Source organism: Curtobacterium sp. JUb34 (genome assembly GCF_003755065.1).
In the GTDB taxonomy this organism is placed as follows: domain Bacteria; phylum Actinomycetota; class Actinomycetes; order Actinomycetales; family Microbacteriaceae; genus Curtobacterium.
The window spans coordinates 833,409-860,174 of the sequence record NZ_RJVH01000001.1; the positions used below are offsets into that span (position 1 = coordinate 833,409).

General features: G+C 69.6%; 31 protein-coding genes. 22 read left to right on the forward strand and 9 right to left on the reverse strand.

From position 1 onward, the window contains the following. Positions 1-55 precede the first annotated feature (55 nt). Both EDF63_RS03960 and EDF63_RS03965 read right to left on the reverse strand, forming a co-directional pair. Positions 56-625 (reverse strand): GNAT family N-acetyltransferase, encoded by a 570-nt coding sequence (locus EDF63_RS03960; RefSeq protein ID WP_123311367.1) that lies wholly within the window; start codon positions 623-625, stop codon positions 56-58. A 101-nt stretch (positions 626-726) separates the two neighbouring features. Then, entirely contained in the window at positions 727-1,710 is a 984-nt protein-coding gene (locus tag EDF63_RS03965) for an aldo/keto reductase (protein WP_123311369.1), read from the reverse strand. A 90-nt stretch (positions 1,711-1,800) separates the two neighbouring features. Here EDF63_RS03965 and EDF63_RS03970 point away from each other — a divergent pair, with 90 nt between their 5' ends. Then, positions 1,801-2,208 (forward strand): MerR family transcriptional regulator, encoded by a 408-nt coding sequence (locus EDF63_RS03970; protein WP_185021280.1) that lies wholly within the window; start codon positions 1,801-1,803, stop codon positions 2,206-2,208. A gap of 167 nt (positions 2,209-2,375) precedes the next feature. Then, positions 2,376-3,401 carry a S66 peptidase family protein gene (locus tag EDF63_RS03975; protein ID WP_123311373.1) on the forward strand — a complete coding sequence of 342 codons (1,026 nt, stop codon included), beginning with the start codon at positions 2,376-2,378 and terminating at the stop codon, positions 3,399-3,401. 39 nt (positions 3,402-3,440) lie between these two features. On the opposite strand, the gene EDF63_RS03980 is transcribed toward EDF63_RS03975, so the two are convergent. Next, the gene (locus tag EDF63_RS03980) at positions 3,441-3,719 is read right to left on the reverse strand and encodes a hypothetical protein (RefSeq protein ID WP_148061719.1); all 279 of its coding nucleotides are present in this window, start codon (positions 3,717-3,719) and stop codon (positions 3,441-3,443) included. Between the two features lie 90 nt (positions 3,720-3,809). Here EDF63_RS03980 and EDF63_RS03985 point away from each other — a divergent pair, with 90 nt between their 5' ends. The 4 genes from EDF63_RS03985 to EDF63_RS04000 all read left to right on the forward strand — a co-directional run bounded on the left by EDF63_RS03985 (position 3,810) and on the right by EDF63_RS04000 (position 6,816). Next, complete coding sequence (locus EDF63_RS03985; RefSeq protein ID WP_260232965.1) at positions 3,810-4,400, forward strand: SH3 domain-containing protein; 591 nt, start codon at positions 3,810-3,812, stop codon at positions 4,398-4,400. 37 nt (positions 4,401-4,437) lie between these two features. Next, positions 4,438-5,085, forward strand: a complete 648-nt coding sequence (locus EDF63_RS03990; RefSeq protein WP_221180523.1) for a Type 1 glutamine amidotransferase-like domain-containing protein — start codon at positions 4,438-4,440, stop codon at positions 5,083-5,085. Positions 5,086-5,210: 125 nt separating this feature from the next. Further along, positions 5,211-6,185 carry a nuclear transport factor 2 family protein gene (locus EDF63_RS03995; RefSeq protein WP_311316875.1) on the forward strand — a complete coding sequence of 325 codons (975 nt, stop codon included), beginning with the start codon at positions 5,211-5,213 and terminating at the stop codon, positions 6,183-6,185. A gap of 70 nt (positions 6,186-6,255) precedes the next feature. Beyond that, positions 6,256-6,816, forward strand: a complete 561-nt coding sequence (locus EDF63_RS04000) for an MOSC domain-containing protein (protein WP_123311377.1) — start codon at positions 6,256-6,258, stop codon at positions 6,814-6,816. Between the two features lie 29 nt (positions 6,817-6,845). Here the strand turns inward: EDF63_RS04000 and EDF63_RS04005 are convergent, their stop codons facing one another. Then, a complete protein-coding gene (locus EDF63_RS04005; protein ID WP_185021281.1) occupies positions 6,846-7,295 on the reverse strand; it encodes a MarR family winged helix-turn-helix transcriptional regulator in 450 nt (149 codons plus the stop codon). Positions 7,296-7,469: 174 nt separating this feature from the next. On the opposite strand from EDF63_RS04005, the gene EDF63_RS04010 reads away from it, so the two are divergent. The 7 genes from EDF63_RS04010 (at position 7,470) to EDF63_RS04040 (ending at position 13,161) form a co-directional block, all read left to right on the forward strand. After that, the gene (locus tag EDF63_RS04010; RefSeq protein ID WP_123311379.1) at positions 7,470-8,123 is read left to right on the forward strand and encodes a hypothetical protein; all 654 of its coding nucleotides are present in this window, start codon (positions 7,470-7,472) and stop codon (positions 8,121-8,123) included. Between the two features lie 157 nt (positions 8,124-8,280). Continuing rightward, the gene (locus EDF63_RS04015) at positions 8,281-9,165 is read left to right on the forward strand and encodes a S26 family signal peptidase (protein ID WP_123311381.1); all 885 of its coding nucleotides are present in this window, start codon (positions 8,281-8,283) and stop codon (positions 9,163-9,165) included. Further along, on the forward strand, positions 9,162-10,016 hold the full coding sequence (locus EDF63_RS04020) for a LamG domain-containing protein (RefSeq protein ID WP_123311383.1): 855 nt from the start codon (positions 9,162-9,164) through the stop codon (positions 10,014-10,016). Before EDF63_RS04015 ends, EDF63_RS04020 begins: the two co-directional genes overlap by 4 nt. A 365-nt stretch (positions 10,017-10,381) precedes the next feature. Further along, positions 10,382-10,951, forward strand: coding sequence for a manganese efflux pump MntP family protein (locus tag EDF63_RS04025; RefSeq protein WP_123311385.1), 570 nt, complete (start codon positions 10,382-10,384; stop codon positions 10,949-10,951). 53 nt (positions 10,952-11,004) lie between these two features. Then, positions 11,005-11,727 (forward strand): SDR family NAD(P)-dependent oxidoreductase, encoded by a 723-nt coding sequence (locus EDF63_RS04030; RefSeq protein ID WP_123311387.1) that lies wholly within the window; start codon positions 11,005-11,007, stop codon positions 11,725-11,727. 17 nt (positions 11,728-11,744) lie between these two features. Next, a complete protein-coding gene (locus EDF63_RS04035; RefSeq protein ID WP_123311389.1) occupies positions 11,745-12,395 on the forward strand; it encodes a dihydrofolate reductase family protein in 651 nt (216 codons plus the stop codon). 133 nt (positions 12,396-12,528) lie between these two features. Next, complete coding sequence (locus tag EDF63_RS04040; protein WP_123311391.1) at positions 12,529-13,161, forward strand: TetR/AcrR family transcriptional regulator; 633 nt, start codon at positions 12,529-12,531, stop codon at positions 13,159-13,161. A 13-nt stretch (positions 13,162-13,174) separates the two neighbouring features. Here the strand turns inward: EDF63_RS04040 and EDF63_RS04045 are convergent, their stop codons facing one another. Continuing rightward, positions 13,175-14,029 carry an alpha/beta fold hydrolase gene (locus EDF63_RS04045; RefSeq protein WP_123311393.1) on the reverse strand — a complete coding sequence of 285 codons (855 nt, stop codon included), beginning with the start codon at positions 14,027-14,029 and terminating at the stop codon, positions 13,175-13,177. 32 nt (positions 14,030-14,061) lie between these two features. After that, entirely contained in the window at positions 14,062-15,057 is a 996-nt protein-coding gene (locus EDF63_RS04050) for an NADP-dependent oxidoreductase (RefSeq protein ID WP_123311395.1), read from the reverse strand. Positions 15,058-15,233: 176 nt separating this feature from the next. On the opposite strand from EDF63_RS04050, the gene EDF63_RS04055 reads away from it, so the two are divergent. Next, the gene (locus EDF63_RS04055; protein WP_123311397.1) at positions 15,234-15,509 is read left to right on the forward strand and encodes a hypothetical protein; all 276 of its coding nucleotides are present in this window, start codon (positions 15,234-15,236) and stop codon (positions 15,507-15,509) included. Here EDF63_RS04055 and EDF63_RS04060 read toward each other — a convergent pair. After that, complete coding sequence (locus EDF63_RS04060; protein WP_123311399.1) at positions 15,489-16,073, reverse strand: MarR family winged helix-turn-helix transcriptional regulator; 585 nt, start codon at positions 16,071-16,073, stop codon at positions 15,489-15,491. The two genes, EDF63_RS04055 and EDF63_RS04060, sit on opposite strands and share 21 nt — an antisense overlap. A gap of 35 nt (positions 16,074-16,108) precedes the next feature. On the opposite strand from EDF63_RS04060, the gene EDF63_RS04065 reads away from it, so the two are divergent. Next, positions 16,109-17,335 (forward strand): FAD-dependent monooxygenase, encoded by a 1,227-nt coding sequence (locus tag EDF63_RS04065; protein ID WP_123311401.1) that lies wholly within the window; start codon positions 16,109-16,111, stop codon positions 17,333-17,335. An 8-nt stretch (positions 17,336-17,343) separates the two neighbouring features. Here EDF63_RS04065 and EDF63_RS04070 read toward each other — a convergent pair whose 3' ends face one another. After that, entirely contained in the window at positions 17,344-18,135 is a 792-nt protein-coding gene (locus EDF63_RS04070) for an SDR family NAD(P)-dependent oxidoreductase (RefSeq protein WP_123311403.1), read from the reverse strand. A gap of 108 nt (positions 18,136-18,243) precedes the next feature. Between EDF63_RS04070 and EDF63_RS04075 the strand changes: the two genes are divergently transcribed. The 7 genes from EDF63_RS04075 (at position 18,244) to EDF63_RS04105 (ending at position 26,206) form a co-directional block, all read left to right on the forward strand. Then, positions 18,244-18,741, forward strand: coding sequence for a MarR family winged helix-turn-helix transcriptional regulator (locus EDF63_RS04075; RefSeq protein ID WP_123311405.1), 498 nt, complete (start codon positions 18,244-18,246; stop codon positions 18,739-18,741). A gap of 112 nt (positions 18,742-18,853) precedes the next feature. Beyond that, the gene (locus EDF63_RS04080; RefSeq protein ID WP_185021282.1) at positions 18,854-19,873 is read left to right on the forward strand and encodes a LacI family DNA-binding transcriptional regulator; all 1,020 of its coding nucleotides are present in this window, start codon (positions 18,854-18,856) and stop codon (positions 19,871-19,873) included. 110 nt (positions 19,874-19,983) lie between these two features. Then, the gene (locus EDF63_RS04085; protein WP_123311409.1) at positions 19,984-21,246 is read left to right on the forward strand and encodes an ABC transporter substrate-binding protein; all 1,263 of its coding nucleotides are present in this window, start codon (positions 19,984-19,986) and stop codon (positions 21,244-21,246) included. 25 nt (positions 21,247-21,271) lie between these two features. Continuing rightward, positions 21,272-22,225, forward strand: coding sequence for a carbohydrate ABC transporter permease (locus tag EDF63_RS04090; protein ID WP_123311411.1), 954 nt, complete (start codon positions 21,272-21,274; stop codon positions 22,223-22,225). After that, positions 22,222-23,094, forward strand: a complete 873-nt coding sequence (locus EDF63_RS04095) for a carbohydrate ABC transporter permease (RefSeq protein WP_123311413.1) — start codon at positions 22,222-22,224, stop codon at positions 23,092-23,094. Before EDF63_RS04090 ends, EDF63_RS04095 begins: the two co-directional genes overlap by 4 nt. A gap of 53 nt (positions 23,095-23,147) precedes the next feature. Beyond that, entirely contained in the window at positions 23,148-24,425 is a 1,278-nt protein-coding gene (locus tag EDF63_RS04100) for a family 1 glycosylhydrolase (protein WP_123311415.1), read from the forward strand. A 98-nt stretch (positions 24,426-24,523) separates the two neighbouring features. Then, a complete protein-coding gene (locus tag EDF63_RS04105; RefSeq protein ID WP_123311417.1) occupies positions 24,524-26,206 on the forward strand; it encodes a CBM35 domain-containing protein in 1,683 nt (560 codons plus the stop codon). Between the two features lie 93 nt (positions 26,207-26,299). Here EDF63_RS04105 and EDF63_RS04110 read toward each other — a convergent pair whose 3' ends face one another. After that, complete coding sequence (locus tag EDF63_RS04110; protein WP_259586778.1) at positions 26,300-26,731, reverse strand: MerR family transcriptional regulator; 432 nt, start codon at positions 26,729-26,731, stop codon at positions 26,300-26,302. Between the last annotated feature and the right edge of the window lie 35 nt (positions 26,732-26,766).

Sequence of the window (26,766 nt, forward strand, 5' to 3'; positions counted from 1 at the left end):
TCTTGCCCACGTGACGTGGACGAGGCATCGCGGCGCTGTCTCATTAGCCGATCGGCTACCGGACGGTTCGAGTGGTAGCCCGCTCGCGATCGAGCATGGCGTACTGGTAGCCATCGACCCAGCACAGGTCGGCGTGCCAGGAGTCCTCGACGCCGTGCTGCTCACGTCGCATGCCGTTCTTCTCGAGGACGCGGGCTGAGGCGATGTTGTCGGCGTTGCAACTCGCCGTGACGCGTCGGAGCCGGAGCACGTCGAACGCTGCGGTCAGGAGACCGCGGACCAAGTCCGTTCCGAGTCCGCGTCCTGCGAGGTCGGGTCGCAGCATGTATCCGATGACCCCTTGTGTGCCTTGGGGCATCCCTGGTTGCCCCAGGCCGTCGACGACGTCGAAGAACCCCAAGCCGGCGACCCGGCCGTCCAAGTCAGCGATGCACGAGTAGTCGATGTCGCTGTCGGGGATGCTCGCCCACTCTTGGGCGTAGACGTCCGGGTCGACGGAGGTGCGGAGCATGAACCGATTTACAACCGGGTTGTTCCGAAGCGCGACGAGCGTGTCTGCATCCTCGGGCCGAGGGTCGCGGAGGAGGAGGCCGGCGCTCCGAGCGGGCCAAGGAGAGCTGTTCACGCTGTCATCCTCCCAGGAGCCCGGCTCGGCGACCGATCGGCTACCAGACAGCAGAAGAGACCCGCGGCACTTCCTGGGTACTGCGGGTCGCTCTGGCTGGATCAGCCCCGATCGCGTGCCATTCCTGCCTCGGTGTTGCGTGGTCCGACAGCGACGCCGTGCGGGGAAGCAGCTTCGATGCGGTCGAGATCGCTCGTGGTGAGCACCACGTCAGCAGCGGCGACGTTCTCCTCGACCCGTGACGCTTTGGTCGTGCCCGGGATCGGGACCGTGTTGGCTTGGATCAGCCACGCCAGCGCAAGCTGCGCGGTCGTCACACCCTTCTCATCAGCGATGACCTTCAGCGCCTCGACGACGCGCAGATTCGCGTCGATGGCTTCGTCGGAGAACCTGGGGAGGTTTCGCCGCGCATCTCCTTCGGGGAGGTCGTCCTTCCGAGTGACGGTGCCCGAGAGGAACCCACGTCCGAGCGGCGAGAACGGCACGAACCCGATCCCGAGCTCCGCGGCGGTGTCGAGGACACCATTGTGTTCGGTGTCGCGCTCGAACAGGCTGTACTCGGACTGGATCGCAGTGATCGGGAATGTCGCGTGTGCACGGCGCAGGGTCTCGGATGAGGTCTCGGAGACGCCGATGTAGCGGGCCTTACCAGCGGTGACCGCTTCAGCCATCGCGCCGACCGTGTCCTCGATCGGCACGTTCGGGTCGGCTCGGTGCAGGTACCAGAGGTCGACATGGTCGGTGCCGAGGTGACGGAGGGACCTGTCGATCGCTCGACGCGCATGTTCTGGGGACCCGTCGAGTCCGATCGGGGTGCCGTCGTCGGTGAAGTCGGTGGCGAACTTCGATGCGACGACCACACGGTCCCGATCCCCGCCGAGCACGCGTCCGAGGAGCTTCTCGTTCTCGAACGGCCCGTACGCCTCCGCGGTGTCGAACAGGGTGACCCCGAGGTCGAGGGCCCGTCGGATGGTGTCCACGGAGCCCGCTTCGGTCGCGCCGCCGTAGTAGGCACTCATACCCATGCACCCGAGGCCGAGCGCGGACGTGACGAGGCCCCGGGAGCCGAGAGGGATCTGCTGCATGCGTGTTCTCCGTTCGTCGCCGGGAGCACCCGGACGCCGTCGACCCTCCACCCTGGTGTGCACACCATGTCAAGTGGAAGACTCGACCTCATGCTGCTTCCCGAGGTCCACGTCAACGAGCCGGTCACGATCAGCGCCGCCGCGGACCTACTCGGCATCACGGTCGACACGATCCGGTACTACGAGAAGGAAGGGATCGCACCGGCAGCGGAGCGCGGTCCGGATGGGTGGCGGCGGTACGACACGGCGGCGCTGAGCTGGCTGGCCGGGACGGTGATGCTCCGCGGCACCGGGATGAGCATGCAGGAGATGCGCGAGTACGCGGCCGCGTACCGGGCCGGCGCTGACGACGTCGCACGGCTCGCGCTCCTCGAGCAGCACCACGGGGCCGTCCTCGCCCGGCAAGCCGAGGTGTGGCGACACCTCGCGGCACTGGAACGGAAGATCGCGGCATACCGCGAAACCATCGCCGTGAGCGACACCCACTCGACAATGTGACCCCTCGCCCGGACACGACAGACGACAGTCGATGCCCCGTCTCGATGGACGATCGGCTACCGGGCAGATGCATCGACATCTCCTGGTTACCCCGGTGAGTGGCCGAGATTGCGGAACCGGTGCACCGTCGCTTCGGGACATGATCAGGAGGCCGTTACGGTCGAACCATGGCGAGCATCACCTACCCAGCGCCGCTCCGCGCAGGGGGACGCATCGAGGTTCCGGCACCGTCGATGGGCATCCCCGCGCATCTCCTCGAGCGGTTGCAGGCTGCGGTCGATGCGCTCACGACCCTCGGTTTCGACGTTCGACTGCGCCCGCACGCGGTGACGGGTGGTCTGACCCCGGCGCCGGCTACTGCGCGAGCGGAAGACCTGCACGCTGCGTTCGAGGAAGCTGACGTCGTCCTTCCACCATGGGGCGGGGAGCTCGCCATCGAGTTGGTCGAGGGGATCGACTGGAACGTCCTCGCCGAAGCTCGCCCGTGGTTCGTGGGGTGGTCGGACATCTCGACGTTGCTGTTGCCCCTGACCACGCGGACCGGGCTCGCAACGCTCCACGGCGCGAACCTCATGGATGAGCCGTACGAGCTGCCCACGGAGTTCGCGCGGTGGACCGACATCGCGGGGCTTCCGCCGAACAGCACCTTCGAGCAGTACAGCGCACCTCGCCGACGCAGCCGTCCGTGGGGAGCGTGGGCGGACGAGCCGTTGGACCGCGATCGGGCCTACGACGCCCCCACGAGGTGGCGGCCCCTCGACGGAACGGATGACCTGAGGATGCGCGGCCGTCTGATCGGTGGCTGCCTCGAAACAGTGTCGTTGCTCGCCGGAACGCCCTACGGTGACGTGCCTGCATTCGCGCGGAAGTACGCCCCGGAGGGCACGATCGTCTACCTCGAAGCGGCGGAGTCCAACGCGATCACCGTCCTCCGGATGCTCACCTCACTGCGTCTCGCGGGCTGGTTCGACGACGCGAACGGCATCCTGATCGGGCGTACCGACGGCGCCGCATCGCCTGAACTGAGCCAGGAAGACGCCGTGCGACACGCGCTGGGCGACCTCGACGTGCCGGTAGTCCTCGACTTCGACACCGGGCACCAGCCTCCGCAGATGCCACTGGTGAACGGCGCCCTGGCAGAAGTCCGACTCAACGGAGCGGACAGTTCGATCGTGCAGCACCTGGTCCCGTGATGCGACCGCTCGGCGATCCCCCAACCGAACGCGTCGGAGCTACAGGCCCTTGCGCTTGTTGGTCTCCCAGTACCCGAGTACGACGTCGTGCTCTTCCGGCAGCTCTCGTTCCACGAGGAGGAGGAGACGACGTCCTTGGCGTTCGTGGAAGCGGGCGGCGGCCTCGGTCGGCCAGCCCGTTTCGATACCGTAGTTCTCGGTGAAGTCGCGGGCCCAGGCAAGGATCTCGCTCGTGAGTCGCGGCGAGAAGGACGGTGTGCCCTCGGCGCACGGCCCGTCTTCGTCCCACAGCGGCCAATCGACGCTGTACTCGTTCATCAGCCGGTAGTGCACATCCGAAGGATCGCACAGGTCGGAACCGTTTCCGATGGCCGCCGGTTGTCCACGGACACCGGGTAACGTCCGAGCATGTCGTCTTGGTGGGACCGCACCGATCCGACGGACCGCCCGGAGTTGACGAACCGTGCTCCCGCCGGGCTCGTCGAATCGTGGTGGAACGTCGTTGCAGGGGCCGTCCTGCTGATCGGACTGCCAGTGATCGTGCTCAGTGGGGGCTCCAGTCCGGCGCGCATCGCGTTCGCACTCTTCGGCCTGGCCATCATGGTGGCGCTTGAGCTCGTCTTCGTGCGGAAGCTCACGCGGCGGATCACAGGCCGGCGAGCCCTTCGCCTGGTGACTGCTGATCACGAGGTCCCAGAACGCGCGCCGTTGACGATCAGGCCGGGCGACGTCGTCCAGGTCGGAGCTCGCGACACTGAGTGGCCCGCTTTCGTGTTCGTGACGACCGAACACGGAACGGGATGGGTTCCCGCGCGCCACCTCGACATCGACGGTTCGGCAGGTACCGTCCGCGTCGGTTACGACACCACCGAGCTCCCCGCGAGTTCGGGTGAGATCGTCGATCTCGTGGCGGACGATCCTGAAAGCGGCTGGTCCTGGTGTCGGAACGCCGACGGTCGTGAAGGGTGGGTGCCGCGCCGCGTCCTCACTGCTGCGTGAGCGATCGTGTCAGCGGGGCCCTCTACAGTCACGCAGCGTGAAGATCCTCCTGCTCTCCCGCAACACCGGGGCGATCCTGCCCTTCCTGACCGAACCGAACGGCGCAGATCCAGCGCTCGACCGGTTCCGGATCGCCTACGTCGATGACGCGCAGCAGGCATTCACGGGCGCCCCGTTCGTCGAAGCGGAACGCGCGGCCATCGCAGCGCTCGCTGGCGAGGTCGTCCCGGTCACCGTGCGCGGAACCGAGAACCACCGGTTCGACCAGATCCTCGCGGATGTCGACGCCGTGTACGTCGCCAGCGGAAGCACCTTCGCGCTCCTCGAGGCTCTGCGGGTGAGCGGGAACGACGAGGTGTTGGTGGAGCACGTCCGGGCTGGTCTGCCGTACATCGGCGCGAGCGCCGGCTCGATCGTGGCCGGACCGGACGTGACCCCAGCATCCTTGATGGACGATCCTGCTGACGGGCCTGCTCTCACCGACCACACCGGCCTCGCGTTGGTCGACCAGACGGTGGTCCCGCACGCGGACGGCCTCCTGCCGCCGTACCCGCCGGAACTCATCCAGGAGACCCTCGACACGTACCGCGACTCCTACGCCTTGGTCCCGCTCGACGACGACCAGGCGCTGGCCGTGGACGGCGGGCGAACGCGCGTCATCAGGTCCGACACGATTCCGGGGTGAGCCGTCTTGTCGGCGGCGCAGCGCACTGGCTCCCAGGATCACGAGTAGTTGTCACGTCACCAACCTGAGCGGATCACTCGGAAAGTCGGCGCCGCGTTCCAGGCTGCGCTTGCATCGTGGTGCTCGTGACGAACCTCCGAACGACCTTCCTCGCACGCGGCCTCGCCGTGCTCGCGGGTACTGCCCTCTTCGCCGGACTGCACGTCTCCGGATCAGCCTCCGCGTCGACCGACGCCCACGCCATCTCCGCCACGACCTCCACCCCCACCAATGCCTCGATCGCGGACGGCGGGACGACCGCCAGCCGCCACGACACGGCCACCGAACACCGGAACGCCTGCCGCATCCACCGCCTCCTGACCGGCACCTTCTCGGCTCCCGACAGCCGCTCCGCGAAGCGGCTCGCGGCGAAGGTGGTCGCCCCGCACGCGGTGACACATGCAGCCGGAGCAAGCACCGGACCGAGCGGGATCCTCGCCCAGTTCGCGGCGGACCGTGCCCGTGTGCCCGGCGCCCACGCCGTCATCAAGCACCTGGCCGCCGACGGTGACCTGGTCGCCGTGCACTGGCAGATCGCGCCGGACCCGAAGGACGAACGACGGGGTGAGGCCGCGGTCGACCTGTTCCGTCTCGCGAACGACCGCGTCGTCGAGCACTGGTCCCTGGATCAGCAGATCGCCACGGGGAAGCCGGCCAGCGGCAACACGAACTCGATGTTCAGCGATCTGTACCGCCCCGCACACCGGACGAAGGCGCCGACGGAACGGCAGGAAGAGCGCAACCGCGTCCTCGCGGTCAGCGCCTACGACAGCCTGTTCCGTGACCACGACGTGTCGGTGCTCGACCGCGACTTCGACCCGGCCTACCTGCAGCACAACCCGGTGGCGCCGAACGGCACGGCCGCGCTGAAACAACTGTTCGCGGGTGGCGCGCAGTTCCCGGCGCAGCAGTCGGTCATCTCCCTGTCCGACGGCGACATCGTCTGGACGTTCTCGCAGCGCGTCGACGCGAAGTCGGGTGACCCGATCCTCGCCGCCGACCTCTTCCGTGTCGACGGCGGGAAGATCCGTGAGCACTGGGACGTGGTGCCGGCCAGCTGAGCGCGGGCATCCGATCGAACGACCCAGCATCACCGATGCGCCGGTCCCGGACCTGCGCCAGAATCGGACCATGACCGACAACCGTGACGAGCAGCCGCGCGTGATCGCCGTGAGCCGGGACGACGTCCATCGGTTCAGCAAGCCCGTGGTCGACGAGGTCACCCTGGTCGCGGGCTGGGGCATCGAGGGCGATGCGCATGCCGGGACGACCGTCCAGCACCGGTCTCGCGTCGCGCGTGACCCCTCCCAGCCGAACCTGCGTCAGGTCCACCTGCTCCACGCCGAGGTGTTCGACGAGGTCGCCGAGGCCGGGTTCCGCGTCGAGCCCGGCCAGATGGGCGAGAACGTCACGACCCGCGGTGTCGACCTGCTCGGTCTGCCCACCGGGACGGTGCTGCACCTCGGCGACGAGGCGAGCGTCCGCGTGACGGGGCTGCGGAACCCGTGTCAGCAGATCAACGGGTTCGAACCGGGGCTGTTGCGCGAGGTGCTCGGGCGGGACGAGGACGGTGCGGTGGTGCGGAAGGGTGGCGTGATGAGCGTCGTCGTGACCGGCGGTGTCGTCCGCACGGGTGACAGCATCAGGGTCGAGTTGCCCGCCGGCGAGCGGCAGGCGCTCCAGCCGGTCTGACGGGCACCCGAGCGCGCGAGCTCGGCGCCCTACTCCCCCGCCGCCGCGGCCTGCTGGTACAGACTCGTCGCCAGGTCGTTGAGCACCTCGTGCAGCTCGCCGCCGTGTGCGCCGTCGACCGCCCGGAGCATGGCGGCGTAGCGCTGCCGGTAGTCCGCGACGACGTCGTCGCCGGCCGGGAGCAGCCGCAGCAACGACCCACGACGGTCGTTCGGGTTCGGCGCGCGCTCGAGGAGTCCGGCGGTGCTCATCCGGTCGATCATGTTCGTCACCGCGCCCGAGGTCAGGCCGAGGTAGCCGGCGACCTCGGTCGGCGTGGAGTACCCGGTGTCGCTGATGAGGACGAGCGCCCGGAGGGCGTTCTCGTGCACCCCGGCGCGGGCGCTGAGCTGGTTCACCAGGCTCGCGTTCGCGCGCACGACGGCGATGAACGCGGCCATCAGGTCGGCGGCGTCGTCATCGTGTGGGGCGGGGGTCACGGGGGAATCCTTCCATGTCCGGAACCAGGGGGACACGAACGTCCCCCGCACTGGGGTAGGTGTGCGAGTGGCTAACTTGGTCAACCAATGACTATCTTAATGATCGAAGCAAAACAGCCCGAGTGTCTTGCTTCCCCCAGTCACCGAGAACCACCGAACCGATGAGGTAACACCGTGTCCACCAAGCTCCGCACCTCCGCACTGAAGCGGATCCGCTTCGCACCCGTGGCCCTGCTGGCCGGCATCTTCGCCGCGGTGCTCCTCTCCCTCTCGCTCACCGGCACCCTGTCCGGGTTCGCGGCGAGCATCACGAACAGCAGCAACACCGCCGGCAGCGGCACGCTGATCATGCAGGAGCAGAACGCCGGCGCGACCGTCACCTGCCTCAGCACCGACGGTGGTTCGGTCTCGACGAACTCCGCGACCTGCTCGACGATCAACAAGTTCGGCGGCAGCACCACGATGACGCCGGGCAACACGGTGAACACCGCGATCTCCATCAAGAACACCGGTACCGCGGCCGCCAGCACCTTCACGCTGAACCCCGGCGCCACCTGCACCCAGTCGGCGAACGGCTCGGCCAACGGCACCGCGACCGACCTCTGCGCCAAGATGAACCTGGTCATCACGTCCGGCTCGACCACCGTCTTCAGCGGCACGCTCGCCAGCTTCAAGGGCGCCGCAGCGTCGGCCTTCACGATGCCGCAGGCCCCGGCCGCCGGTGCCAGCGTCCCGTTCAACTTCGCGGTGACCCTCGACTCGTCGGCGGGCAACACCTACCAGGGCCTCGCGGCCTCGGTCCCCATGACCTGGACGTTCACGGCCTGATCCCGCTCCGGGCCGGCACCCCCAAGCCGTCCCGGGACGTCCCGTGACCCCAGACCGGCGACGCTCGACCGACCCCCCTCCGGCCGAGCGTCGCCACCCCCGTCCCACCGAGCGCAGCGGGCGCTGCCCCCACCCCACCGAGCCGCAGGAGCACGACATGAGCCAGACCGCAGCGATCCCGCTCAGCGGAATGCTCGACCGTCCGGTCCTCCGGGGTCGTGCGGTCACCCGCTCCGAGTCCGTCCTCGCCTGGTTGCTCGCCCTGGTCGCCGCTCTGCTGCTCACCGCGGCGATCCTGTTCCTGTCCGCCGGCGGCCGTTGGTTCGTCGTCGAGACCCCCTCGATGGGTGAGGCCGCCCCGGTCGGCACCCTGGTGCTCGACCTGCCGGTCGACGTCACCACCCTGCACGTCGGCGAGGTCGTCTCGTTCGAGACCTCCGCCAACCCGGACGTCGTCTACACGCACCGCATCGTCGCGATCGACGCCGACGGCGGTCTGCACACCCGCGGCGACGTGAACGGCGCCGTCGACCCGTGGACGCTCTCGCAGGCCGACGTGATCGGTACCCCGGCGCTCCTGGTCCCGCACCTCGGCTGGCTGTTCCGCGCCGCCCCGATCCTGCTCATCGGCACGCTCCTGATCCTCACCCTGACCAGCGCCTTCACGGACCGGGTGACCCGTACCTGCCTCCGGATCGCCGGCTCCGCGCTGACGGTCTCGTACGCCGCGTTCGTCCTCAAGCCGTTCGTCAACGTGACGACCATCACGAACACCTCGAGCCCGACGGGCGTCGAGGCCACCGTCATCTCGTCCGGCATCTTCCCGGTCCGCGTCGACGCCCACGGCGGCAACACCGTGCACCTGGTCGACGGCGAGGTCGGCCGCGTGGTCATCCACGAACTCACGAAGAACGGGCACTACCAGCTGACGTCGAACATCGATCTCGACCCGCTCGGGTGGGTGGCGCTCATCGCCCTGTGCCTGGTCCCGCTCGTGGCCTGCCTGGCGGTCGGTCGCGTCGAGGCGGTGCGTCCCTCGTGATCCTCCGCCACCTGCGCGACGGCCGCGTCGTCGCCCTCCTGCTCGTGGTTGCCCTGGCCGTCGTCGTCCTGCTGAACCAGTTCGCCCCGACGCGCTCGGCCTACAGCGCCACCGTGCGGAACGACACGAACACCGCCGCGACCGCCCCGTACTTCACCTGTACGGGAGCCGTCGGAGCGGACACCGCGAACGCCCTGTTCGCGTACCGGCTCACCGAGTCGTCGAACGCCAGGACCGCCACGGACTGGTCCGGTCGCGGTGTGAACGGCACCTACCAGGGCTCGATGACGGCGGCCACCCCTGACCCGATCGCCTGCCCGCGCGACACCGGCAGCGCCTACGTGCTGAACGGCTCGACCAGCTACGTCACCGCCTCGCGCTCGTACGCCAACCCGACCACCTTCAGCGAAGAGGTCTGGTTCAGGACGACGGTCGCCGGCGGGCAGCTCATCGGCTTCGGCAGCAGCCAGACCGGTGGATCCGGCCAGCACGACCGGAAGCTCTACCTCAACACCAGTGGACAGCTCGCGTTCGGCACCTACAGCGGGACGACCCAGGTCGTCACGTCGCCCAAGGCGTACACGGACGGCACGTGGCACCACGCCGTGACGACGATGTCGCCGACGAACGGCATGCGTCTCTACGTCGACGGCACGCTGGTCGCCTCGAACGCTGCGTTCAAGGCCCCCGAGAACTTCACCGGCTACTTCCGCATCGGGTACGACACCGTCAGCGGGTGGCCGGGCTCCCCCGCGAACCCCTACTTCACCGGGTCCATGCGGTACGCGGCCGTCTACGGGACGGAACTGTCGGCCACCCAGGTCGCCGCCCACGCAGCAGCCGGCCGCTGACGCGCCCAGAGCGGACGGGAGGCCCGTGGCGGGCCCGCCACGGGCCTCCCGTCCGTCAGTGGTCGCGCCCACCCCGCCGCGCGAGGTTCCGAGATCTCGGAACCTCGCGCGCGTGGAGCGCCCCGATCGGAACCTGGGCGGGTCGCACGCGGTGTGTCGTGGAACCTCGGCGGACCGCACGCGGGGTGTCGTGGATCCTCCCGCGCTTCCCGGCGACCACGGGGGTCCGGGGCGGGCGCACCAACCCCCGGATTCGGCGCGACGAATACCGCTGATCAGGCCTTTTCGTGCTGGGTACCGTGCCAGGATCATCAGGTCCTGAGACGTCGGCGTCTCCGTCCGACCGTCTCGAAAGGCGCCGCCCCATGTCGTTCTGGGCCCTCTTCCTCATCGCGCTCGGCGTCTCCGCAGACGCCTTCGCCGTCGCCCTCGGCAAGGGCCTGCACATGAAGCGCTTCGACGTGCGGCACGCCCTCGTCATCGCGCTGACGTTCGGTGCGTTCCAGGCGCTCATGCCCCTGCTCGGGTGGCTGCTCGGTTCGGCGTTCGCGCAGTACATCGCGGCCTTCGACCACTGGGTCGCGTTCGGACTGCTCGCGCTGATCGGCGGCAAGATGCTGTGGGAGGCGTTCTCGAAGCACGAGGACACCGAGCAGGACACCGACCGTCTGCCGATCCGTGAGCTCCTGGTCCTGGCGATCGCGACGAGCATCGACGCCCTGGCCGTGGGTGTCACGTTGGCGTTCCTGCCGGTGTCGATCGGCGGCGCGGTGCTGCTCATCGGTGTGACGACGGCGGTGCTGTCCTTCGCCGGCGTGGTCGTCGGGCGCCGTGTCGGAGCCCGGTTCGGCAAGCCCGCCGAGATCGCCGGCGGTGTGGTCCTCATCCTGATCGGCGTGAACATCGTGCTCGAGCACACGGGCGTCATCGGCTGACCCCGGCTGGCTCCGGCCGCACACGACTCCGCCACCCGGCGCATGATGAACGCATGTCCTGCATCCTCGTCACCGGATCGACCGACGGCCTCGGGCGGGCGACCGCCGACACCCTGCTGCGCGACGGCCACGACGTGATCGTGCACGCCCGGAGCACGGCGCGCGCCGAAGCGGTCGCCGACCTCGTCGACCGCGGCGCCGCACTGGTCGTCGCCGACTTGTCCGACCGGGCCGCCGTGATCGCCGCCGCGCGCGACCTCGACGCCGGCGACCCGATCGACGCGGTCGTGCACAACGCCGGCGTGATCTCCGGCCGCGCGCTGATCCCGGTCAACGTCGTCGCCCCGTACCTGTTCACCGCGCTGCTCCACGCGCCGACCAGGCACGTGTACCTGAGCAGTGGGATGCACCGCGGTGGCCGCCCCCGACTGGACGGCGTCGACTGGGACGGCACCGCGGAGACGAACACGTACTCGGACACCAAGCTCTTCGTGACCGCGCTCGCCGCCGAGGTCGCCGAGCGCCGGCCCGGCGTCCTGAGCAACGCCGTCGACCCGGGCTGGGTGCCGACGAAGATGGGCGGCGCGGGGGCGTCGGACGACCTCGAGCTCGGACACCGCACGCAGGAGACCCTCGTGACCGACCCCGACGCAACCCTCAGCGGCGGTTACTGGTTCCACGGGCAGCGGCAGGAGCCGCACCAGGCGGTCGCGGACCCCCGGTTCCGCCGCCAACTCGTCGAGGCGCTGGCGTCGGCGACCGGCATCACCCTCTGAAGCAGGACAGGAGCGCCATGTCGACGGTCAGGGTCCACAACTTCGCGATCTCGCTCGACGGGTACGGTGCCGGAGCGGACCAGTCGCTCGACCGGCCGTTCGGGCACGCCGACGGTCGACTGATGGACTGGTTCGCGGCCACCGCCACCTTCCGCGCGATGCAGGGCGCGTCCGGCGGGACCACGGGAGTGGACGACGAGTTCGCGCGCGCGTGGGGGCCGGACATCGGCGTCGAGATCATGGGGCGGAACAAGTTCGGGCCCCAGCGCGGACCGTGGCCGGACGACGGCTGGACCGGCTGGTGGGGCGAGGAGCCGCCGTTCCACACGCCGGTCTTCGTCCTCACGCACCACCCCCGCGAGCCCCTCGAGATGGCGGGCGGGACGACCTTCCACTTCGTCGACGCGACCCCGGCGGAAGCGCTCGAGCTCGCGCGCCAGGCCGCCCCGGGTCGGGACGTCCGGATCGGCGGTGGGGTCGAGACCGTCCGCGAGTTCCTGCAGGCGGACCTGGTCGACCACCTGCACCTGGTCGAGGTACCGATCGTGCTCGGCCGGGGCGAGCGGCTCTGGGACGGGCTCGAGGGCATCGAGGATCGCTTCGCCGTCGAGACGGTCGCGTCGCCGTCCGGCGTCGTGCACCGCACGTTCACGCGCGTGGCGCGCTGACCGCCGGGGGCACTGAACGCAGGGGGCGGCGGACGGGAGGCGCGGTGCCAGGCCGCCACGGGCCTCCCGTCCGCAATACGCGCCACGTCGACGGCCGCCGGCCGGGTCCTGGGGGCGCCCTGCGGGTGGCAGGATGGATCGACCCCCTCGCCGACCAGATGCGGAGCGTGCAGTGACACAGGCCCCAGGTCGTCGCGAGCGGAACCGACAGGACAAGCTCGACCGGATCACGGCTGCTGCCAGCGAACTGTTCGCCGAGCACGGTGTCGACGACGTGACGACGCAGCAGATCGCGGAGCGCGCGGACATCGGTGCCGGCACCCTCTTCCTGTACGCGAAGACCAAGGGTGAGCTGCTCCTGCTCGTGCAGAACGCGAAGTACGACGAAGCGCTCGAGCAGGGACGCCGCGCTGCAGCGGCGACGGCGGACGTGGTCGATGCGGTGACCGCGCTCATGACGCCGATCGTGGTGTGCAACCGCGTCCAGGTGTCCAACGGACGGACCTACCTGCGGGAGATGGCCTTCGGGGATCCGTCCGAACCCCACCACGCGCGTGCGCTCGCCATCTCCGGGCAGACCGAGCAGGCGGTCGCGGAGATCCTGGTCGGCCGAGGCGGCCTCGACGACGGACGCGCTGCGACGCTCGCGCACGTCGTCTCCGCGGTGGTGTTCGTCTCGATGGTGTCGGCCGTCGACCCCGAGACCACCGTGACGACCGTCGTGGAGTCGATCCGGGCGCAGCTCGAGGTGGTCCTGCCGCGCTGATCCGGGCCGGGTGTCAGGCGGCGAGGAACTCCGCGGCGACCGGGGCGAACTGCTCCCAGTACTGGAAGACGCCACCGTGGCCGGCGTTCGGGTAGATGACCAGCTCGGACCCGGCGATGCGGCGGTGCAGGTCCTCGGAGAGGACCGAGGGCACCATCCGGTCGTGGTCGCCGTTGGCGATCAGGGTCGGCTGCGTGATCACGGACAGGTCGGACGGCTCCGAACGGCCGAAGCGCTGGATGGCTTTGAGCTGCGTCCGGAACGCCTTGGTGCTGATCGGCTCGTCACGGTCGTTCGTGCGTTCCTCCAGACGCCCGACGAACGCCCTGCCTGCCTGCTGACCGACCGCATCGCGGTTGAAGAACAGGAACTCCTTCGGGTCCGACCGGGTGAGCGTGGCGCGCAGGATGTCGTAGTACGTCGTGCGAGCGACCTTGTCCATGTCCTTGCCGCCGCGGGGCCCGGTGCCGGTCAGGACGAGGCGGCGGACGAGACCCGGGTGCGCGACGACGAGGTCCTGCGCGATCATCCCGCCCATCGAGAACGAGAACACGTCGATCTGTTCGTGGCCGAGGGCGGTGATGAACGTGTACGCGTCATCCGCCGCCTTGTCGAGGGTGTCGGGGAAGGTGCCGCTGGAGGCGCCGACGCCGAGCTGGTCGAAGGCGATCACGTGCCGGGTCGCGGCGATCGCGTCGACGATCCGCGGGTCCCAGTTGTCGAGCGTCGCTGCGAGGTGCACGAAGAACACGACGGGGATGCCACCGGTCGGCCCGAGCTCGCGGTATGCGAAGGTGGCACCGCCGGCGTGCACGGTCTTGGTCGGAGCGTGGGCGTACGAGGTGAGGACGGGGTCGGTGGCGCTCATGGTGGCGGGTCCGTTCGGTCGTGGATGGGGTATCAGTTGCTGGTGACGACGGTCTTGCCGCGCACGCGGCTCGTCGTGAGCGACGCGAGGGCTTCGGGGGTCTGCGCGACGCGGAACGTGGCGCCGACCACCGGGCGGATCGCGCCGGCCTGCACGAGGTCGGCGATCTGCTGCAACTGCCCGCCGTCGGCACGCATGAACAGGAACTCGTAGGTGACCCCGAGGCGCTTCGCCTGCGCGCGGACCTTGCGGCTGATGCCGGCGATGACCAGACGGATCACCGGGTTGAGCCCGGCTTCCTTCGCGAAGGCCGGGTCGGGGGTGCCGTTGATGCTCACGACCTTGCCGCCGGGGCGCAGCACGCGCAGGGACTTCTCGAGGTTCTCGCCGCCCAGGCTGTCGAGGACGAAGTCGTAGTCGGACAGTTCCTGCTCGAAGTCCTGGGTGCGGTAGTCGATCACGACGTCGGCGCCGAGCTCGCGGACGAAGTCGGCGTTGGCTGCCGATGCCGTGGTGGCGACGTGGGCACCGAGGTGCCTGGCGAGCTGGATCGCGATCGTCCCCACGCCGCCGGACCCCGCGTGGACCAGTACCTTTGTGCCCGGTCCGACCCCGCCCTTCTCGACGAGTGCCTGCCACGCGGTCAGGGCGACGAGCGGCATCGAGGCGGCCTCTGCTGCGCTCACGTTCGACGGCGTGCGGGCGACGTCGGCTTCGTCGACGGCGATGCGCTCGGCGAAGGTGCCGATGCGGTGGTCCCGAGGGCGGGCGAAGACCTCGTCGCCGGGCTTGATCCCGCGGACTCCGGCCCCGACCGCGATCACGGTGCCGGCGACGTCGTGGCCGAGGACGAGCGGGGTCTTGTACGGCAGGATCAGCTTGAACTCGCCCTGGCGGATCTTCTCGTCGAGCTGGTTCAGGCCGGCGGCGGCGACGGCCACGAGGACGTCGTGGTCGCCGACGACCGGTTCGGGGACGTCGGTCTCGCGGAGGGGCTGCTTGTACTGGTCGAAGGCGAAGGCGCGCAGGGGGTACTCCCGGGGTCGATTCGATGAGAAGACTCAATTCTGAGTGCACTCAGTAACTGATGTCAATCGCTCGACCCTGGGCCACCCCGACGAGAAGGGACTACCGTCGGCCGCAGGTGACCCGAGCCCCCGGCTGCCGGCACGATCTCTTCGTCCGATGCCGACCGGAACAGGCCATGTCCTCCTCGCAGCCCGACTCCCCACCCCTGACGAACGGGGTGCTCCCGCACGAGACCACGAGCTGGACCACGCTCGAGGTCGACCGCTGGGAAGCGCGCTCCGGTCGGTCCCACATCGGGACCGTCGTGTTCACGCACCGGTACGAGGTCCGTGGGTGGTCCGGCGAGGTCTTCGGCGACCACACGAGCCTGGAGAGTGCGAAGGCACAGCTCGAGGCATTGGCGCGGTGGAGGCTGGGTGAGCGACCGTGGTCACCCGACGCGATCGCCTGATCCGTCCATCGCGTCGTCGTAGATCCCGATCAGGCGGTCCAGGAACGCCTGCACCGTGGCGCGTTCGGTGGCGTCCATGTCGGCGACGACGTCCTCGATCCCTTCGATCAGCGGCAGCACCAGGTCGTACGCACGGTCGGAGGACGGCTCGGCTGCGGTGACGACGAGCTTGCGGCCGTCGCTGGGGTGCCGCTCCCGCGTGACGTGGCCGGCGGACTCGAGTCGGTTGAGCACGAGGGTCATGGCAGCGGTGGAGATCCCCAACCGTCGCGCGAGCTCGGTCGGGGTGGACTGGCCGTGGCTGATGAGGTGGTCCATCGCCTCGAGCCCGGCCGCGTCGACGTCGAGCGCTCTGGCGAGGTGTCGCTCGAACCGCTGCTGCCGCACGCCGACCTGCTGCACCCGTGCGCGGATGTCGTCGTCCGGCAGAGGTCGTCCGTCGCGACGGGCGGCTTCGCGGTCGCGTCGGTCGTCGCGGTCGCGCCGGGCGTCGAGGTCTCGCGGCCCCTCGGTGGGCGCTGTCGGTTCGTCGTGCGGCACGGGGTCGATGGTAGTCGTGTACATTGCCAATCTCATTGGTAATCAAGATTCGAGGCAACATGTCGACCGACCGCAAGCGCGTCCTCATCTCCGGTGCGAGCATCGCCGGGCCCGCCCTGGCGTACTGGCTGCACCGCTACGGCTACGAGACGACGATCGTCGAGCGCGCCCCCGAGCTCCGGACCGGCGGCCAGAACGTCGACGTGCGGGGTGCCGGGCGCGAGGTGTCGCGACGGATGGGCATCGAGGACGACATCCGCGCCGCCACGACGGGTGAGGTCGGCACGCGGTTCGTCGGCCGATCCGGCTCGGTGATCGCGGAGTTCCCGGCGGGCACCACGGACTCGGGCGGTGCCACCGCAGAACTCGAGATCCTGCGCGGTGACCTCGCACAGCTGCTGGTCAGCCGCACCACCGACACCACCGAGTACCGGTTCGGCGACCGCATCACCGGCATCGCGGACAACGACGGCGGCGCCGGCGACGGCGTGACCGTGCAGTTCCAGCACGCCCCCGAGGAGCGTTTCGACCTGGTGATCGCGGCCGACGGCATCGGCTCGAGCACCCGGCGGCTGGTCTTCGGCGACGAGCCGCAGATCCGCTCGCTCGGCCTCGAGACGTCCTACGCGACGATCCCCCGAACCGAGGCCGACGACGACTGGTGGCGCTGGTACAACGCGCCGGGTGGCCGGTCGGTCACCCTCCGTCCGGACCCGCACGGCACGATCCGGGCGACGCTGTCGTTCGTGACCGACCGGACACGGGAGCGCGCCGGCTCCGAACGACGATCCATCGAGGAGCAGCGCCGACGACTGCACGAGGTGTTCGCGGACGCCGGGTGGGAAGCGGCGCGCGTGCTCGAGGGCATCGACACCGCTGACGACCTGTACTCCGAGTCGATCGGGCAGGTCCGTGCACCGAGGTGGTCCGCGGGTCGTGTGGCGCTCGTGGGCGACGCCGCCTACTGCGCCTCGCCGGTCAGCGGCATGGGCACGAGCCTGTCGCTCACGGGGGCGTACGTGTTGGCCGGTGAGCTCGCCGCCCACGTCGACCACCGCGATGCCTTCCGTGGCTACGAACGCATCATGCGGCCCTACGTCGCCCAGGCGCAGCAGCTGCCGCCGGGGGTGCCGCGGGTCGCGAACCCGAAGAGCCGGCTCGGGATCGCTGCGTTCGGTGCAGCGGTCCGGGTCGCGTCCACCCCGATCATCGGTCGGCTCGGCGACCGGTTCTTCACACCTCCGGCGGACGCGATCGACCTGCCGGACTACGCGCACCTGGGCTGACGCGCCACCTACAGGAGCCCGGTCAGGACACCGCCGTCAGCCCGGATCGCGGCGCCGTTCGTCGCGGAGGACAGCGGGCTCGCGAGGAAGGTGACGAGCGCCGCGATCTCGGCCGGGTCGATGAAGCGCTCGAGCAGGCTGGTCCGGTTCTGAGCGATGATCGCGGCCTGCATCGCCTCGACCGGAAGAGCCTGCGCCTCGGCGATCGCCTCGACCGTCGTCGCGACACCGTCGGAGTACGTGGGGCCGCCGAGGACGGTGTTGATCGTGACCGAGGTCCCACGGGTCTGCTTCGCGAGTCCGTTCGCCAGCGCGATCACCGCGGCCTTGGTCACGCCGTAGTGCACCATGTCCGCGGGGACGTTCACGCCGGACTCGCTTCCGATGAACACGATGCGACCCCACCCGCGTTCGAGCATCCCGCCGAGCAGGTGCCGCGACAGGCGGACCCCGCTCATCACGTTGACCTCGAAGTACCGGGACCAGTCCTCGTCGGCGATCGACTCGAAGGCGGCGAGGCCGAAGAGTCCGACGTTGTTGACGAGGACGTCGACGGCGTCGAGTGACCCGAGCAGTCGGGTGACGGCGCCCGGGTCTCCGAAGTCGGCCGCGATCCCGGACACCGTGGCTCCCGGCTGGTCACGCCGCAGGCGATCGACGGCTGCCTCGACCCGGGCTTCCTCCCGGCCGTTGACGATCACTCGCATACCCTCGGCCGCGAGTGCGGAGGCGATCGCGTACCCGATGCCCTGCGTCGATCCGCTGATGAACGCCGTTCTGCCTCGGAGCTGCAGGTCCATGGATCCTCCTCCGTCGTCCCGCGCCGCTCGACCCGGTGACTTGCCTGAGCAAGTCACCGTACGAGAGGTTTGCTTGCTCAGGCAAGTCATCGGTCGTACGATGCCCTGATGGCACCGCCCGAACCACACGGCCTGCGCGGCGAACGACTCGAGATCTGGGCAGCGGTGGCGACGATGCTCGAACGGCTCCCGGTCGCCCTGGACGCCCAACTCCAACGAGACAGTGGCCTCACGCACTTCGAACTCGGGGTCCTCACCGCCCTCGACGCCGCGCCGGACAGGACCCTGCGGATGAGCACCCTCGCCGGGTACGCGAGCTCGACGCTCTCGCGGCTGTCCCGCGCGGTCACGCGGCTCGAGGCGAAGGGGTGGGCGCGCCGTGTGGTCGACACGACGGACGGCCGCTTCACCCTCGCGGTCCTGACGGATGACGGGCACGGCAAGGTCCTCGAGTCGACGCCCGCGCACCATGCCCTGGTCGAGCGCCTGGTCTTCGACACGCTCACTGCGACCCAGACACGGCAGCTCGGGGTCATCGCGCGGAGCATCGGCGACGCGGTGGAAGCAGCTCCGTCGTGGACACCGCCCGGGGCCCGCCAGCCGTGACCGGACTGACACGTCCGGGCCGCACGACGCTGGTGCGGTAGGTTCCTGCCCAACGCATTCCGGACGCGAGAGGGGAGCGCGGATGGCCCAGGGACACCGCTCGCCCCCCACGATGAGCGACGTCGCAGCCGTCGCCGGCGTTTCGAAGAAGACCGTCTCGAACGTCCTCTCCGGCTACGAACACGTCTCCGCCCGCACCCACGACCGGGTGATGGCTGCGGTGGACGAACTCGGCTACGAGCTCAACGTCTCGGCCCGGAACTTCCGCGCCGGCCGGTCGAAGGTCATCGGCCTGGCGGTGCCGGAACTGCGGCAGGCGTACTTCGCCGAGCTCGCCGATGCCGTCATCCGCGCTGCCGGTGCGGTGGGGTACACGGTGCTCATCGAGCAGACCGCGAGCGGTGTGCGCGAGGCGGACGCGATCACCCGGATGCGCGAACACTCGATCGACGGCATCATCTACAGCCCGCTGACGGTGCGGTCGAACGATGCCCCTGCGCTCGAGGTGAAGTTCCCCCTCGTGGTACTCGGCGAGCCGATCCCGGACAGCCCGGTCACGTTCATCACGATGTCGAACGCGGACGCCCTGCACGATGCGACGTCGCACCTGCTCGACGCGGGCCGTCGATCGATCGCGTTCATCGGGTCAGAACCGTCAGGGCCGGTGCGGACGGCCCAGGAGCGCCTGCGCGGGTACCGCGAGGCGCTCGCCGAACACGGCGTTGCGTTCCGGCAGGAGCGGGTCGTGCCGACGGCGCTCTGGCACCGGGCCGAAGGGGCGGCGGCGGCGCGGGCACTGCTCAACTCCGGCGTCGAGGTCGACGGGATCGTCTGCTGCAACGACGCCCTGGCGCTCGGGGCGATGAGCGCGTTGCAGCTCGCCGGTCGGACCGTGCCGGACGACGTCGCGGTCGTCGGCTTCGACGACATCGAGGAGTCGTCGTACGCGACACCCGCGCTCACCACGGTGTCGGCCGACCTGGACCGGGTCGCGGCGACGGCGGTCGGGGTCCTCGTCGAACAGCTGGAGGAGGACGCGGCCGTCGAACCGGGTGTGCTGCGCTCGCCGCACGCGTTGGTCGTGCGGGCGTCGTCGGCGCCCGTCGCAGTGGAACGCACGGTCTCCGCCTGAGGTCTTGACCTGCCCGAGGGGCACGGACTACTGTCCAGATTTACACCGGTGTAAATCCGGCATGGACGAGGTCCCGCACACCGATGTGCAGGACGGATGGCAGGTTTTCGATGAAGAAGCACATCGCAGTCGTCGCGCTCGCAACAGCGGCGGCGATCTCCCTGGCCGGATGCGCCGGCTCCCCCGGATCGTCCGCGAACGCCCACGTCGACCTGACGTTCTGGCACGGGTACACCGAGGCCGACGGCAAGGTCCTGGACGGCATCGTCAAGGACTTCAACGAGTCGCAGGACAAGGTCACGATCACGACCCAGACGAAGACGTGGGCGGTCATCGACGACACGATGCTCCCCGCGCTGACGGCGAAGAAGGGCCCGGACATCGTCGCGATGACCTCGGACCGACTGCCCGTCTACGCCGAGAAGAAGGCCCTCGTCGACCTGAGCGACTTCTACGACGACGACACCAGCAACACCGGCGAGCTCAAGGAGCAGGCCGTCGCGATGGAGCAGGTCGACGGCAAGGAGTACGGCGTCCCGAGCGGCTTCGTCCCCCTGTCCGTGATCTACAACAAGAAGCTCTTCGCCGAGGCCGGCATCGACGCGTTCCCGACGACGTGGGACGAGTGGGTCGCCGACGCGAAGAAGCTGACGAAGGACGAGAACGGCGACGGCACCCCGGAGCAGTACGGGCTCGTGCTGCCGGACCACCAGACGGTCGGCAACGGCATCTGGCCGAGCCTGTTCGCGGGCAACGGCGGCTCGATCACGAACGACGCCGGGACGAAGTCGACCATCGACTCCGCTGCGAACGTCGAGACGCTCGAGTACTGGGCGAAGGCGATCCGGCAGGACAAGATCTCGCCGACCGGTGTCGACGGCATCGCGGCCGACAAGCTCTTCACCGCCGGCAAGACCGCCATGGAGATCGGCGGCCCGTGGATGGCCGGCGTCGCGAAGGCGTCCGACATCGACTACGGGATCGCCGCGATCCCGGCCGGCCCGAAGGCGCAGGTGGCCTCCGCCATCGGCATCTCGCTCGGCGTGACGGCACAGACCGACGACCCGAAGCAGGCCGCTGCCGAGGACTTCCTGCGGTACTTCAACCAGAAGGACGTCGCGACCAAGTGGGCGCTCGGGTCGGGTTGGCCGTCCCTGCGCACCGACGTCACCGCCGCTGACGTCGACGCGAACCCCACCGTCGCGGCGCTGACCGGTCTGCCCGGCACGACGATCCCGCTCCTCCCGGGCGTCGTGAACAGCGGTGACGTGCTCACCGCCCTCGACACCGCGACGCAGAAGTCGATCGCGGGCGGCGACCCCGAGTCGCTGCTCGGCACCGCCGACGTCGACGTGCAGTCAGCCCTGAAGTAGCAGCAGCGGCCCCCGGAGGACCCTCGTGACCACGCAGCAACTCGGCCGACGCCGTCGGTACCGCCCCCCGCGACAGCTCGGCGGCCGGACTCCCCTGAACGGGACCTTCCGCCGCCGTGCGACCGTCGTCGGCTTCCTCGCACCCGCGATCGTCATCCTCGGAGCGTTCGTGCTCTGGCCGATGCTCTCGGCACTGCGGCTCTCGTTCACCGACGCCAGCGGCTTCGGTGACCCGAGCTGGGTCGGCTTCGCGAACTACGTCCGGGTCTTCACCGACCCCGACGTGGTCCGCTCGATCGGCAACACGGCGCTGTACTCGGTGCTGTTCACCCCGGTCGCGATCGCCGTCGCGCTGGCGCTGGCGTTGGCGCTCAACCACCCGGCGCTGCCGTTCCGCGGCTTCTTCCGCTCGGCGCTGTTCCTGCCGTTCATCGTGTCCCTGGCGGTCGCCGCGTTCGCGTGGTCGTACCTGCTCGACCCGCAGATCGGCCTGCTGAACCACTGGCTCCAGGTGGGCGGCATCCGGCTCGGCAACGTCCTGCAGGACCCGACGCTCGCCATGCCGACCGTGGTGCTCGTCGCGGTCTGGAAGAACTTCGGCTTCTACATGGTCATCTTCCTGGCGGGGCTGCAGGAGATCCCGACCAGCCTGTACGAGGCGGCGCAGCTGGACGGCGCGAACGGCCGCCAGCGGTTCACGAACGTGACGTTCCCGATGCTCAGCAACACCATGGCGTTCGTCGTCATCGTCGCGCTCATCGCCGCACTGCAGGCGTTCGACCAGATCTACGTCCTGACCGGCGGCGGGCCGTACCGGTCCACCGAGACGATCGTCATGCAGATCTACCAGTCCGGGTTCAAGGACCTCGACCTCGGCTTCGCGTCCGCCCTGGCGTACGTGCTGCTCATCGCGACCCTGCTGCTGAGCCTCGTTCAGTTCCTGTTCTTCGGCAAGCGCGGAGAGGACACCGCATCATGACCGCACTCCCCCGTCCGGCCACCGCGGTCCGGCGCAGGACCGTCGCCCGGCGCCCACCGTCGATGCGGTGGCTCGGTTTCGCCGCCGTGCTCATCGTCACCCTCACGGTGCTGCTCCCCGTGCTCGTGATCGTCTTCACGGCGTTCAAGCCGGCGAGCGAGGTGAACGCCTACCCGCCGACGCTCTTCCCGCACACGTGGACGCTCGACAACTTCCGGGCGATCTTCACGCAGCTGCCGTTCGGCCGGCTCATCCTGAACAGCTTCGCCTTCGCCGGCGGGGTGACGGTGTTCGCGCTGGCGTTCGACGCGCTCGCCGCCTACGCGCTGGCCCGGCTCGACTTCCGGGGCAGCAGGGTCCTGCTCATCGTGATCATCGCCAGCCTGATGATCCCGTTCCAGGCCACCCTGATCCCGATCTACCAGCTCGTGTCCGACCTCGGGTGGGTGAACACCTTCGCCGGTCTCATCGCCCCGCGGGCGGCAGACGCGTTCGGGATCTTCTTCCTCCGGCAGTTCTTCGTGTCGCTCCCCCGCGACCTCGACAACGCGGCGCGCATCGACGGCGCGTCTGAGTGGCGGATCTTCCGGAGCATCATCCTGCCGAACGCCGTGCCGGCACTGCTCACCCTCGGCATCTTCACCTTCGTCAACAACTGGAACGACCTGCTCTGGCCGCTGGTGTTCACCACGGACCAGGACATGGGGACCATCACCTCGGGGCTGACGCTGCTGACCGGACCCGGCGGCATCATCCCGCAGGGCGTGATGATGGCCGGCGCCCTGATCGCCGTGCTGCCCCTCGCCGTCATGTTCCTGCTCGTGCAACGGCGCTTCATCGAGAGCGTCGCCAGCACCGGGCTCAAGTGACGACGACACCGCGCGGTCCCCTCGGGGGAGCGCCCACCACGAAACGAGACACCATGCACTGGTCCGACGACGGACGGCTGCACTTCGCCCTGGGCATCGAGGACACCTTCGTCCCGCAGGCCCGGCCTGGTGAGCGCCCCATCGACGAGTACGAACTCACCGACCACTACCGGCAGTACGCCGCCGACCTCGGCCTGGCGGTCGACGTCGGTGCCGAGCTGCTCCGCTGGGGCGTCCCCTGGTACCGGGTGGCCCCGGAGCCGGGCGTCTGGGACTGGTCCTGGGTCGACGGTGTCATGCAGCGCTTCCGTGAGACCGGCCTGCGGCCCGTCATCGACCTGCTGCACTACGGCACACCGCTCTGGCTCGACGGCCAGTTCGCGAACCCCGACTACCCGGCGCACGTCACGGAGTACGCGGCCCGGTTCGCCGCGCGGTACGGCGACGTCGCGACCGACTACACGCCCGTCAACGAGCCCGTGATCCACGCCCTGTTCTCGGGTGAGTACGGCTACTGGCCGCCGTACCTGACCGGCGCCGAGGGCTCCGCCCGCATCGCCTCGGCCCTGGCGAAGGGGTTCGTCTCCACCCAGCACGCGATCGCTCGTGAGCTCGGTGACGACGCCACCTTCGTGCACGTCGACGCCGGTATCCGGTACGTCGGCGACGTCGACGTCCCCGAGCACCGTGACACCGTGGCGCGGCTCCGCGCCCAGACGTTCCTGGTCGAGGACCTCGTGACCGGCGGGGTCGACGACCACCATCCGCTCGTCGGACGGCTGCGCTCCGGCGGTGTCACCGACGTGGACCTGGACTGGTTCCGACAGCACGCGGTCCGGCCGGACGTGATGGGCGTCAACTACTACCCGCTGCACTCCACCGAGGTGTTCGAGTCTGGGGTGCACCACGGCGGCGGGTTCGCGGACCCGCGGCCCTACGAGGACACCGGTGTCGAGGGGCTCCGCGACGTCCTCACCACGTACGCCGAGCGGTACGGCGCTCCGGTCATGCTGACCGAGACGTGCGTCACCGGGTCCGTCGACGAACGCATCGGCTGGCTCGACGACTCGGTGGCCGCCGTGCACGAGCTCCGTGCCGAGGGCGTCCCGGTGGTCGGGTACACCTGGTGGCCGCTGTTCGACATGTACGAGTGGACCTGGCGGCACACGGACGCACCCCGCCAGGAGCACCTGCTCACGATGGGCCTCTTCGACCTCGTCGAAGACGGCGGCGGCGGCCTCGACCGCCGCCGCAACCCGGTCGCAGACGCCTTCGCTGCGCACACGCGACAGGAACGCGCCGTGGCAGCGGCCCTGTCGGCGACCCAGTGACGGTCTGGAGGCGCGGGTCGGGTCGGTCCCGCGCCTCCCGTCCGTCTCCGCGCACCACCACTGCACCACAACCGCACCACCTGACCGAACGGAGCACCATGTCCCTCCGCCTCGGCGCCGCTCCGGCGCCTCGTCGACGCCGAACGCTCGCGCTCGTCGTCACCGCTGCCGCCGCTGCGGCAGCCCTCGTCGCCGGTGTCACCGGCCCCGCCCCCGCGCAGGCGGTCACGACCGGCAACGGAGCCCTCGTGTACTCACCTGCCGCGGGCTCCTCGTTCAACCCGGAGGGCGGCCGCGCTGCCGGGACCACCTACGCGAAGAACATCGTCCTGAAGAACAGCGGGTCGGCGAACGGGCAGCAGTTCGTCACGTTCGACCAGCTGGTGCTCGAGAACGGGGTGCAGGTCTACCCGATCTACCGCAGCACCGACAACGGCACCTCGTGGAGCCGCGTCGCCACCGTCAAGCCGAGCGCGCAGTTCCCGACGCTCACGCGCACCGCCCAGCCCTCGCTGTACGAGACCCCGATCCAGCTCGGCACCATGCCCGCTGGGACCCTCTTGCTGAGCGGGATGATCATGCCCACAGACCGGTCGAGCAGCCGGCTGGTCATGTACAAGAGCCTCGACCACGGTCTCACCTGGTCGTTCGTGAGCACCGTCGACACCGGCGGCCCAGCCACCTACGACCCGAGTCCGACCTCGACCACCTCGACCGTGTGGGAGCCGTCCCTCGCCGTCGACGCCAACGGCGGTCTCGTGACCTACTTCTCCGACGAACGGCAGAAGGCGAACAACGTCCTGCAGGCCGTCAGCTACCGACGGTCGACGGACGGCGGACTCACCTGGGGTGGCCTGGTGAACGTCTCGGCGCCGACGAACAAGAGTGACCGGCCCGGCATGATCACGGTCACCCGGATCCCGAACGGCAACTACGTGGCGACGTTCGAGGTCGTCAACCGACCGAGCCAGACGAACAACACGGCGCCGGTGTACTTCAAGACATCGCCCGACGGACTCACCTGGAGCCCGGAGACGAGCATCGGCACGAAGATCGCACTGCCCGACGGCCGCGGGGTCGGTTCCTCACCCGAGGTCCGCTGGGTCCCGACGACGGGCAACGCGAACGGCATGATCGTGGTGTCGTCGAAGTGGTCGCTCGACAGTGCCGGCAACATCGACGGCGGGCAGAACTTCGTCGTCAACCGCAACCAGGGCTCCGGCTCGTGGGAGCAGCTGCCCTACGCCGTCACGTACGACGCCCGCGACGCCGAAGGCGGCACGTTCAGCGGCTTCGCCCAGGGCTTCGACTCGAGCGTGGACGGCAAGACGCTCTACCAGGCGACGAACGTCGAGAACCTGACGACGACCTACAACGACGTGCGGGTCGGGTCGATCCCGATCAACGCGCAGCGGTACGAGGCCGAGTCCGCGGTCCGGAACGACACGAGCACCGTCACGCAGGCCGACGCCGTCGGCGGCGCGAAGGTCGGCAACATCAACAACGCGACCAGCTCCGTGCAGTTCACGGTGCAGGCGGCGACCGCGGGGACGTACACCGTCAACGTCCGGTACGACAACGGCACCGGGGCGACGAGCACGCATGCGCTCGCCGTCAACGGGACGTCGGCCGGGACGATCAGCTACGCGCCGACCGTCAACTGGGGGCGCTTCGGGTGGGCGCAGAAGACCGTCACCCTGAAGGCCGGCGCGAACACGCTGACCTTCACGAAGGGCACCGGCTTCGCGGAGCTGGACCAGATCCAGGTGTTCCAGCCCTGACGCCGCACCTGCTGCCCTGGTCGTGACCAGGTGGCGGACGGGAGGCACGGTGCGGGCGCGCACCGTGCCTCCCGTCCGTTCTGCCGTTCCGTCTCAGGCCGCGACCGCTCCGTCCGCCGGCTCGCGCAACGCCGGGCAGTGCTCGGCGGTCGGGTGCTCGGAGATCGCGATGACCTCGTCGAGCCGGCCGCGTGCCGCTTCGAGCTCTGCCATCTGCGCCGTGATCCGGTCGCGCTCGGCGACGAGCAGCGCGAACGACTCCGGGGTCGCGTGGCCGCTGTCCACGCACGGCAGCAGCTGCACGATCGTGCGGCTCGGCAGGCCGGCGGCGAACAGCTGCTGCACGAGCTGCACGCGTTCCACCGCCGGGGCGTCGTAGACGCGCTGCCCGCTGGTCGTCCGCGACGCGGTGAGCAGTCCCTGCTCTTCGTAGTACCGCAGCGAGCGCACGCTGGCGCCGGTCTCCGCGGCGAGGTCGCCGATCCGCATGCCGACTCCGATCCGGGGCTTGCCCCTGACATCCATGTGAGGTCTTAGCGTAACCGAGCCGCTGCGGGAGA